Genomic DNA, 10,310 nt, shown 5'->3' with positions numbered 1-10,310 from the left:
CTGCCCTTATTTTCTCGATAAGCTGACGTCCCTGCTTCTTCAATGGGATACTTGACCATTCCGCATCCATCATCACAGATGGTAACGGTGAGTTGTCGTTCATTTTGTGCCGTGAGGCTTTGTAGAGCGGTCAGGGTAACTGTCCCAGTTTCGCCGTCTAAACCATGCTCCACTGCGTTGGCAACGATCTCATTGATAACCAGCGCGAGTGGAGTAGCAAACTGGCTGGGGAGCTCACCAAAAGTCCCGTTCAATTCCGTACGAATATGTTGACCGGGCGATGCTAGCTCGGCAGCCAGATGAAATTGGCGTTGAATGAGTTCGTCAAAATCCACGTTCTGCGTCAGGCCCTGGGAAAGAGCTTCATGAACCATTGCAATCGTGGCGACACGGCGCATCGCTTGTTCTAGCCCTTGTTTAGCTTCACCCGTTTTCATCCGCCGTGATTGAAGGCGCAACAGCGCTGAAACCGTTTGAAGATTGTTCTTCACACGATGGTGGATTTCACGAATGGTGGCGTCTTTGGTCATCAGTTCCAGTTCGCGACGTCGTAACTCGCTGACGTCGCGGCACAGCAAGATGGCACCATATCTTTCTTCCCCCAACGATGTTTCCTGCCGCAGGGGAATAGCTCGAAAGGTGACACTCGTGTTGCGCACCTTGATTTCGCCGCGCCACGGCATGCGTCCGCTGAGCACCAGGGGAAGGGTTTCATCAGCGGTTTCATCCTGGGACATGAGATTTCGTGTAATCTCAACGAGCTGTTTTCCTTCAAGTTCTCCACTAAAACCTAAACGCTTATAGATAGAGGAAACGTTAGGAGAAGCAAAATTTACTATTCCTTCAGAATCCAAGGTCAGGAGGCCATCGCTGACGCGCGGGTTACCGCGGCTAGTACCCACAGATGCGCTGAATTCAGGCCAGGCTCCACGTTTGACCATTTGGATGAGGTCTTCTGCCACCGTCTTGTAGACCGTTTCTATACGAGGTGGGCGCCGCAGCCCAAAGAGCTCAGTATGGATGGTAAGAACCGCGATAGTTCGACCGTGTCTGACCAAGGGAATCACACCGGTTCGAAGTATTAGTTCATCGGAGGTTTCAGTGTCATCAAGGTACTCGGTCTTTTGATGCCGCCACACTTGCTGGACTACTTCCAGCAGCTTCTCCCCCATTTCTTGATCTACCATATCGCGGTAAAACACTGTGTGAACGGTGGAGGGGCGAACCTGCCCGGCGCTAGTAAAGTGACGAGGAAATGCAGGCGCCCTCATTGCTGAGAGGTGCTCTGAATCCGGAAGATTCTTTTCGTCCGGTAACCAAAGCACTATATCTGCATGGGCGGTGTCTGCGATTATTTGCCAATCGCCCATCAACAAATGTAACCATTCGGTGTCTCCTGGTCCCAGCGACGCCGCATGTAATTTTGAATCGTTGAGTGACATTACCCCTCCAGAAAAGTTGCTTCATGAAAGATTTTAGTCGCTCATGATCCTTCTAAGATTTACGTTTCCAGGCGCGCCACTTTGCCCTCGAAGGATCATGCGATGATTCTTTACCTGGTGCAGACCGGGTAGCAATGGTCAGATTGTCAGACGAAAACTCACCCGCTCCCCTCGCTTTTGTTTCTTTGATAATCAGCGATTCGATCAGGGTTCGTAACGCTTGGCAAACATCTGAAGACGGCGCACTTTCTGCCAGGGTCTGCCCCGTGAGCCAAGATTTATCTATGGCATCTGGGTTCCACGGAATAAATCCTTCGATGGGAAGTTGTGGACCGAATCTCTGCCAAGAATGTAGAATCTGCTCCTCCGGTTGCGGTCCGATGGAACCGGGGCGGACTTTGTTGATCCAAACATGCACTTTAGATTTTTCGACGTGGACGTTGGGGGTGGAAAGCAATTCCGAAATTGCTTTCATCACACGCGGCACGCCTAAGGCATCGGCGGCCCCCACCAGGATAATTTCATCGGCTTGATCAATTGCAGTTAAAGTAGCTGCGTTTCTGCGTGGCGCGACACCGTCAAAGCTCAGTTCTTCATCAGCTTCTAAAGAAAACCCCGCATCGACTAGCACAAAGTCGTATTTTGCAGTCAATGTTTTCAACACGCTCTCGAGCGCTTGGGACCGTATTTCGGGCCACCGATCAGCTCGGGTTATTCCGGTAACCACATCTAGAGTTCCGCTCTCAATCTTTACCGTGCTCATGATCTCTGCAATTTTCTCTGTTTCCAGATTTCCTCGATCTGCCAAATGACATAGCTGGGACAAAGTTGAATAATCATCCATCATGCCCAAAAGCGAGCTCAGCGACGGAGCATACGTATCGGCATCGACAATACACACGGTATGTTGTTGGTCAGCGAGTATTGCCGCACAGTTTAGAGCGAGAGTGCTACGCCCCGGCGCGCCGGCTGGCCCCCAGAAGGTGATGATTTTCCCTTGCCTATCAGGTTGTACATCTTCTAAGACCGCAGATGACAGTTCTACCCCTGAAAGAGGACCTCGACCGCTCACACTAACGGGAGTATTTTCGACTTCTTCAGCAGCAGTTTCTAGCGCCTCGATAACCTCTGAAGGGTTCGCCAACGCACTCAGGTAGCGAATATTTTCCAGGGGTTCTGGATCCCCTGGGTCAACGACAGCAACCACGCCGACATCGCTCTCCGCCAGGTAATTCACCAGTGAGGCAGTTAGATCTTCGAATCCACTAATTAGCAGAACGGCTCGAGCAATGCCCGTCTGGGCGATACCCAAAACCTCAGCGAGCTCATGTACGTGTCTCGCTACGCTAACGATACCGCGTTCGCTTTCGATAGCTTCAATATATTTGCCTGAAATATCGCCAAGAACAATAACAGGTACATTCACCGGGCTACCTACTTCTGTCCAAAAGTTGTGGGAACCAAATTAATCTTGTTTTCGTTGTTGGTGGCGTTGAGCACTTCCGCCAGGGCGTCATCGGTGACAAGCAATTGCACAGCAGATTTTCCTGTACTACCAATCATCGATTCCTCAGAATGGACGCCGCTCACCTCAGCGGCTTGCATGACAACTTGCGGTTCAGAATAGGCAGTACCGTTGTCCTTTTTCTTCGATACCCAGATATCTACTCTGTCGCCGGTAGTAAAGGAAGACGCAATAGTAGAATCCATCACAACGGTTGCTAGACGACGGCCGTCATGATCTTGCGCTTTTACAGTATTCTGCTGCAGAAGTGCTCCTGCAGGAATGTTCTGATTGGCTCGGGCGTAATCTGGTAGTGCATCATCTGCGGAGAGATAAAGGTTTTCAGAATCGCCCAATCTCACCTCTGAGAGAGTGAGGTCTTCCTGTCGAATTTCATCTCCCACTTTGATGTCGTGGGCAGCAATGTAGTAATTCTGAGTTTTGTTAGTAGCTCTCATGACGCCGATGACAGCGAGGACAGAAAGCAAAATAAGCAATAATCCAATCAAAAGCTTAGGATCTTTCCACCCCGGTTTATGAATGCGCTCGGCAATGACCTGAGGAGTGACGGTTACTTTCTGAGCCATAGTGGTATCCCGTGTTCGAAATCTGCGATGAGTGATTTGACCAACAGCATACGATGCAATGTCTACTAAAAATAGACTAAAAGCAACCAACCGCACTTTTAGGGACATGCAACCAAATGTACATTTTGTCCCCTTAAAAACCTTTTTCCTAGTCAAACACCAAGAGTCGAGATTATAGTTACTGTAACGGCATCAAACTACATCAAAGAGGTCACAATGGTTAAGAAAAGGTTTCATACCCTCCCCGAGATTTGCGAAATTCTCAACATCACTATGAGTCAAGCACGAGCTCTCGTCAAAAAAGGAGAACTTCCCGCCATTCAGGTAGGCGGACGCGGTCAATGGCGTGTAGAAATTTCTAAACTCGAAGAATATATTGAGCAAGCATATGAACGAACCCAACAACAGGCTGCCAAAGAGGCAGAGGACCAAAAAACCAAAACCTCAGCCTAGGTAAGCAGCGAACAGCAGGCACTAACCTGAGAAAGCTGCACCGTTCGCCACCCTGAGATTTGCTGGGCACGAAAGTGCCCTTCGAGGGGGTGCAAGGCTATTTCTGCGAAATCGAGTCCAACCCTCTCAATTGTTCCCTCAGTAGTTACTGCGCCCATGTTGTGAAAAATACGCACAGGAATGCGAGCACTCGCTAACGCGCGAAAAGCGTACCCTAGCGAGAGCGAACGAGAAACAGAACGTGCTTCCACCGTAGAGAATGGCGTTCCACCTTCCCACCAGTTGACAGAGTTCATTGGAATTAAAATATTCTCCGAATGAGACTGAAGTTGAATCCATCCTTTTCCCAGGGATTCAAGAGTCCCTTCCCATTGCAACGAATCGCCCGTATTGACGCGCACAGAACGTCCTATTTGCGCCGCCAGACGGTCGGCTTGTTGAATCTTGGCGAATTCACTTCGTCGCACATCACGAGCCTCAGCCTCCACGACTCTTTGATTTTCTGCCGCTAACTGCGTCTCATAATCACGAAAAATTCTCTCCATTCTCATGCTCTAAAAGTAGCATCTCCCCCGTTGAACCCACATGAACTACATATTTGGGGCATGAAATCTCTTTACTATTACTTAAAACACATTCATAATCAAAATAAAGCATCAAAATGCATCAAACGATACGAAATGATTGATTATGAGAACGAAAATTAATATCCCTCTTTCCAGGGACCTCTTTCTTCTTGTGCTCGTTCCTATCCTTTCGCTACTAGCCATTGCGGCAGCGAAGCAGCTACTGAAATCAGGAAAGAATCTGGACCCAGTAGAAAGTGGGCTTATCATCCTCGTTGCTTCCGTAGCAGGGATGATGATTCTCTGGTGGACTATCGGTTTGCTAGGAATACTAAAAGCTATCTGCACAGCCGAAGGAGGGGGCTCTGTCCAACTACCGCATTGGGCTCCAGCCGTTCTACGGCGTGTAGCGGTAGCTGTTCTCGGATTATCAATCTTTGCTACTCCAGCTCAGGCGGTAGATATTACTGCTGGCGCAGAGCCCAGCGCTATTTCCAGTGTGAGCGCCCCAGATGCGGCGGTGTTGCCCTTCTTTCAATCCTCTACAGCCGATGAAGCGGAACATCCGTTCGTCGAACAGCCTCTGCTCACAACGCAGAAAGTTGAAATGACATCCACGCAGAAAGATACAGACAAAGCTGCGCCACAGATTCTCCCCTTTTTCATGTCCGGTATGAGAGAGGAGCCCGAGGGTTCCTCCACGACCTACACGGTGGCCGCCGGAGATAGTCTCTGGAGTATCGCGCAAGCTCACCTACCAGAGTCTGCGACCCCTTCAGAAGTGCTGGACTTCACTCATCAGATCTATGACCTGAATCAAGTAAATCTCGGAGAAATGGATGACCCCATCTTCGCTGACCAGATTCTCACCATTCCCACTTTCACCCCGCACGCATAACTATCCAGGAGTAAAACAATGTCCCATCCCCATGGTCCTCTCAATCAATCATCCCTATCTGCCGATCTCCGAGCAGATGAGAAGCAGACCAATTTTCTTGCTATTTCAGCCGAAGACTACGAGAAATTTAGGCGCAAAATAGTCAAAGAAGAACAACCTGACTCAGTTTCTCGGGGAATCCCTCTCAAACCTTCAGACTCACAGTGTAGAGCCATCGAAGTAATGTGCGCTGGGATAGGTGTCGTTCTGCTTGAGGTATTTGCTGGACGCCGTCCAGCTTCTCATGTGTCGAAATGGCTCAGCAAAGAATGCCAGCAAAGGGTTGTCCTCAGAAGCAAAGTAACTGCAAATAGCCTACGGCGAAAATACGCTCGGGTCCCTCTCAATCACTCGCCTTTTGCACCCCAAATTACGATGCCGAAAACTCGCAGAGCCAAAGCGCAAAAGATTTCTCCCACGGTCTTTGAGGTTTCCCTCATTATGCAAGACTATGCCCGCGTGAGAGCGATGGCGTTGCGGGTAGAAAAGGTTTTCTCCAGATGGCAAATCACTGAGATAGAGATTGCCTAAGCAATGCCCGTTGTTCCCGCACGTTCCCTGATGATGCTGAAGCTGGGACCTAAAAATTGGCCTCCGCATGTAGTGCGGAGGCCAATTTTCGACTAAGACTAAATGTCTTACTTCCTATGCTTCATTTTCACTTCTGACTCATCTACAAACTCATTTTCCAGAGTTTTCGTCTCGGTCCCACCAGATTCGGATGGAGCCGAATACTGCAAGAACTTAGGCTGAGCAGGAATATCCAACTTGATATTGGACGAGCGAGTACGCTGCTTGGAAAGGTCAAGATGATAAAGGTAGCTGACGGTTTCTTCGCGTACTGCATCCATCATTGCCTGATACATTCCATAGCCTTCACGCTGGTACTCCACCAGTGGGTCACGCTGAGCCATCGCTCTGAGCCCAATGCCTTCTTTGAGGTAATCCATCTCGTAGAGGTGCTCAGGCCAATGCTTACCAATGACCGAGAGAACGACTCGACGTTCAATTTCTCGCATAGCCTCTGATCCGACTTCTTCTTCACGCTCTTCGTAAATGACCTGTGCGTCTGCAAGAACTTCCTTGACCAGCTGGTCGCGAGTAATTTTGGACTTATCTCCGGCGTCTTCCGCCAACTCATCAACAGTGAGAGTAATAGGATATACGCTCTCCAGATTCTTCCAGAGTTTAGCGAAGTCCCAATCTTCGGCATGCCCTGTGCTAACTTCAGCGTCGATGGTAGAAGTCAGAACATCACGGGTGAACTTTTGGATGTTCTCCTTGAGATCATCACCGTGCAAAATGGCGTTGCGATCCTTGTACATAGCTTCACGTTGGCGGTTAAGAACATCATCATATTTGAGAATATTCTTTCGTTGCTCGGCGTTTCGGGATTCAACCTGCCCCTGGGCAGAAGCGATAACACGCGAAACCAATTTAGAATCTAGCGCAGTATCATCGGGAGCACCCGCCATAAGGCGACCCGCAGCCTGTCCATTGAACAGACGCATCAAATCGTCAGCTAGAGACAGATAGAACCGTGATTCGCCGGGATCGCCCTGGCGACCTGAGCGACCGCGAAGCTGGTTATCGATGCGGCGCGATTCATGGCGTTCGGTACCCAATACGTAGAGTCCGCCCACAGCGGTGACTTCATCGTGTTCAGCTTGAGCTGCATTTTCACACTCAGCTAAAACCTCGGGCCAGCGGGCCTCATACTCTTCAGTATTCTTTTCGGGATCCAGCCCCAAAGACTCCATCTTTTCAACAGCATTGAATTCTGGGTTACCACCGAGCATGATATCGGTTCCACGGCCAGCCATATTGGTTGCAACAGTCACTGCACCTTTACGACCTGCCTGAGCCACGATTGCAGCTTCACGGGCGTTGTTCTTCGCGTTCAACACCTCGTGTCGCACGCCTTCGCGCTTCAGGAGCTTCGAAAGGTACTCGCTCTTTTCAACGCTGGTTGTACCCACCAAGACGGGCTGCCCTGATTCGTGGCGTTCTTTAATATCTTTGACGACCGCATTAAATTTAGCGATTTCGTCCTTATAAACCTTATCCGGCTGATCCTTACGAGCAACATCTTTGTTAGTCGGAATCGGAACGACACCAAGCTCATAGGTATTCATAAATTCTGCCGCTTCGGTTTCAGCAGTACCGGTCATACCGGAAAGCTTGTCGTACATGCGGAAGTAATTCTGCAAGGTGATAGTAGCCATCGTCTGGTTTTCGGGCTTAACCTCAACCTTCTCCTTGGCTTCAATTGCCTGGTGGATGCCGTCGTTATATCGACGACCAGAAAGAATACGTCCGGTGTGCTCATCAACAATCATGACTTCGCCGTTCATCACGACGTAATCTTTATTATCTTTGAAGAGCTCTTTTGCTTTAATAGCGTTATTCAAGAAACCGATAAGAGGGGTGTTGGAAGACTCATAGAGGTTGTTGATACCCAGGTGATCTTCAATCTTATCGATGCCCGGTTCCAAAATACCTACGGTGCGCTTTTTCTCATCTACCTCATAGTCATAATCGGCTTTGAGGGTCTGTGCAAACCGCGCAAATTCGGCATACCAGCGGTTGGCTTCACCAGCAGCGGGACCGGAAATAATCAGCGGGGTTCGTGCCTCATCAATCAAGATGGAGTCCACTTCGTCCACGATGGCGAAGTTGTGACCGCGTTGTACCTGCTCTTCCACAGTCCACGCCATGTTATCCCGGAGGTAATCGAAACCGAATTCATTGTTGGTGCCGTAGGTGACGTCTGCTAAATATTCTTTACGACGCTGTTCAGGAGTCTGGTTTGCAAGGATAACGCCTGATTCCATTCCTAAGAATCGGAAGACGCGCCCCATTAGATTTGCTTGATATTCAGCGAGATAATCGTTGACGGTGACCACGTGTACGCCCTTGCCAGTGAGCGCGTTCAAGTAGGCAGGTGCGGTAGCAACCAGTGTTTTGCCTTCGCCCGTCTTCATTTCGGCGATATTCCCCAGGTGGAGCGCAGCGCCGCCCATAAGTTGGACGTCGTAGTGGCGCTTGCCGAGGGTGCGCTTGGAGGCTTCTCGAACCACCGCAAAGGCTTCTGGCAACATGGTGTCCAGCGATTCGCCGTCCTGAGCTCTCTTTCTAAACGCATCAGTTTCAGCGCGGAGTTCAGCATCGCTCATGGCGATAAAGCTGTCTTCTAGAGAATTCACCGCATCAGTGTAAGCGCGGAGCTGCTTGAGAATCTTCTTGTCTCCAACTCGAAGAATCTTTTCTAGGAAAGATGCCACTGAAAACTGACTCCTTGTAATAACGAAAGTAGAGGTTGCGGGTCTCTCCCCAAAGGTAAGAGAAGACACGCTTTCACCATTCTAGGTTACTCTCTGCTCAGAATTTACGAGGTATGGCTTTTCTTCTGTGGGCTAACGGTAAGACATTGGGCACATTTTGCCCTTGAGATTACACGATATAAAACAAGCAGAGTCGGTAGATTTTTATCTACCGACTCTGCAAAAAATATCTACATTAGGTTTGCTTGGGCACCCAATATTTACTGATTTTTGAGCAAAATTACGCCGTAGGACCAGCCTTTACGACGGTAAACGGCTGAAGGCGCGCCAGTCTCTTTATCAACGTAAACGAAGAAGTCATGCCCTACCAGTTCCATATGGTCAACTGCTTCTTCAGGGGTAAGTGCAACTGCTTTAAAGCTCTTGCGACGGATTTCAATGGGTGAAGAGAGGTCGTCCTCAAGCGAAATTTCTGAACTGAAAGCGGCTTCTTCAACAGTTTGATCTTCAAATTCTATGAGGGGTGAATCCTCAGGAACCAGCGCACCAGTGGCTTCACCCACACTGACCGGGCGTTTGTTGCCGTGTTTGGGAGTTTTTCGTCGGTCGCGAGCGCGGCGCAAACGTTCTAGCAATTTGCCATAGGTTTCATCAAAGACAGCAAATTTGTCAGAGCCCTGGGCTTCTGCGCGCAGGACGGGACCTTGACCTTCTACTGTGATTTCTACTCGAATTGTTTCTGGACCGGAGTGACCTTCTAGCGAGAATTTCACTTCGATGTTGCTCACGCGTTCTCCAAGTTGCTCAAATTTAGCAACTTTTTCTTCGACATACTCGCGGAGGCGATTGGAGACCGTAATGTTTCGTCCAACTACGTTGATTTCCACAATTCTCTCCCAACATTGAAGGGTAGCGTCTGTGATTTAACATTCGCTCAGGAACTTTGGGTGGGTTCCTTATGAACAACAATAGAACACTATATGTTGTCAGTCACATAAATTTCGCACTTAGCGTTGTGTTAAGTTGGATTCTACGTTGTGTCGCTTTGTTTCCTCTGAGGTTTTCCGCGGGACTGCCGCTACAGTGATAGCTCCTATCACGTGAGCCCCGTGCTTTTCTAGAATAGAGGTGGCTGCTTTGAGGGTTGCGCCGGTAGTCACTACATCGTCTACGAGCACACACTTTTTGCCCCGCAAATCCCGTTCGCGCCCTAACACACTAGTTAAGGTGGGCCGGATGCTCATAGAATCGAGGATTCGACGGCGTCTGGCGCTCACTCCCAGCAATTTTTGACCGGTAGCTGATGAAAGACGCGATTTTTGACACAAGAATCTTCCTAGCTGAAATTCAAAGGTCTCGGTGAGCGGCGTCTTTCGTAGCTGGCGCAGGGTTTGTTGAGCTAATAATTCTGCGGGAACAAACCCCCGACGTCGGGCACTTTGGGCGGTGGACGGGATAGGCACCCAGTAAATTTGTTGAGAGGAGGTTTTATTCCTCATGCCCATTGCTTTTGTAGGTGAGCTACTCAGCGGTCCGA

The 10,310-nt window shown here is 49.4% G+C and carries 10 protein-coding genes; 3 read left to right on the top strand and 7 right to left on the bottom strand.

Annotated elements, in window-relative coordinates; translation table 11 throughout:
• The 3 genes from A7E48_RS09095 to A7E48_RS09085 form a co-directional block, all read right to left on the bottom strand.
• Positions 1-1,442: sensor histidine kinase (locus tag A7E48_RS09095; protein WP_068172557.1), on the bottom strand; the 1,442-nt coding region annotated here is incomplete at its 3' end.
• Positions 1,443-1,494: 52 nt separating this feature from the next.
• Positions 1,495-2,868 carry an AAA family ATPase gene (locus tag A7E48_RS09090; RefSeq protein WP_068172554.1) on the bottom strand — a complete coding sequence of 458 codons (1,374 nt, stop codon included), beginning with the start codon at positions 2,866-2,868 and terminating at the stop codon, positions 1,495-1,497.
• An 8-nt stretch (positions 2,869-2,876) separates the two neighbouring features.
• On the bottom strand, positions 2,877-3,533 hold the full coding sequence (locus A7E48_RS09085) for an SAF domain-containing protein (protein ID WP_068172551.1): 657 nt from the start codon (positions 3,531-3,533) through the stop codon (positions 2,877-2,879).
• A 216-nt stretch (positions 3,534-3,749) separates the two neighbouring features.
• Here A7E48_RS09085 and A7E48_RS09080 point away from each other — a divergent pair, with 216 nt between their 5' ends.
• Entirely contained in the window at positions 3,750-3,986 is a 237-nt protein-coding gene (locus A7E48_RS09080) for a helix-turn-helix domain-containing protein (protein WP_068172549.1), read from the top strand.
• Here the strand turns inward: A7E48_RS09080 and A7E48_RS09075 are convergent.
• Positions 3,983-4,531: a histidine kinase gene (locus A7E48_RS09075; protein ID WP_141669436.1), complete on the bottom strand. Its 549-nt coding sequence runs from the start codon at positions 4,529-4,531 to the stop codon at positions 3,983-3,985. The genes A7E48_RS09080 and A7E48_RS09075 overlap by 4 nt on opposite strands.
• Before the next feature lie 193 nt (positions 4,532-4,724).
• On the opposite strand from A7E48_RS09075, the gene A7E48_RS09070 reads away from it, so the two are divergent.
• Together A7E48_RS09070 and A7E48_RS09065 are read left to right on the top strand one after the other, a co-directional pair.
• Positions 4,725-5,450, top strand: a complete 726-nt coding sequence (locus A7E48_RS09070; RefSeq protein WP_068172544.1) for a LysM peptidoglycan-binding domain-containing protein — start codon at positions 4,725-4,727, stop codon at positions 5,448-5,450.
• Between the two features lie 18 nt (positions 5,451-5,468).
• A complete protein-coding gene (locus A7E48_RS09065) occupies positions 5,469-6,020 on the top strand; it encodes an Rv3235 family protein (RefSeq protein WP_068172539.1) in 552 nt (183 codons plus the stop codon).
• A 107-nt stretch (positions 6,021-6,127) separates the two neighbouring features.
• On the opposite strand, the gene secA is transcribed toward A7E48_RS09065, so the two are convergent.
• From secA to A7E48_RS10865, 3 genes are all read right to left on the bottom strand, one after another.
• On the bottom strand, positions 6,128-8,773 hold the full coding sequence (secA, locus tag A7E48_RS09060) for a preprotein translocase subunit SecA (RefSeq protein ID WP_068172535.1): 2,646 nt from the start codon (positions 8,771-8,773) through the stop codon (positions 6,128-6,130).
• Positions 8,774-9,033: 260 nt separating this feature from the next.
• Complete coding sequence (gene hpf, locus A7E48_RS09055) at positions 9,034-9,660, bottom strand: ribosome hibernation-promoting factor, HPF/YfiA family (RefSeq protein WP_068172532.1); 627 nt, start codon at positions 9,658-9,660, stop codon at positions 9,034-9,036.
• 120 nt (positions 9,661-9,780) lie between these two features.
• A partial coding sequence (locus A7E48_RS10865; protein ID WP_141669435.1) for a ComF family protein occupies positions 9,781-10,310 on the bottom strand: 530 nt, incomplete at its 5' end.

Origin of the sequence: Rothia sp. ND6WE1A (assembly GCF_001683935.1) — a bacterium.
GTDB classification, from domain to species: domain Bacteria; phylum Actinomycetota; class Actinomycetes; order Actinomycetales; family Micrococcaceae; genus Rothia; species Rothia amarae.
The sequence above is the reverse complement of the archived record's forward strand: the minus strand, read 5'-3'. Positions and strand labels throughout refer to the sequence as shown.

Excerpts from the sequence above, each read along its gene's own strand:
- A7E48_RS09085 (WP_068172551.1), bottom strand. The coding sequence starts at position 3,533 with ATGGCTCAGAAAGTAACCGTCACTCCTCAGGTCATTGCCGAGCGCATT.
- A7E48_RS09080 (WP_068172549.1), top strand. The coding sequence starts at position 3,750 with ATGGTTAAGAAAAGGTTTCATACCCTCCCCGAGATTTGCGAAATTCTC.
- A7E48_RS09075 (WP_141669436.1), bottom strand. The coding sequence starts at position 4,531 with ATGGAGAGAATTTTTCGTGATTATGAGACGCAGTTAGCGGCAGAAAAT.
- A7E48_RS09065 (WP_068172539.1), top strand. The coding sequence starts at position 5,469 with ATGTCCCATCCCCATGGTCCTCTCAATCAATCATCCCTATCTGCCGAT.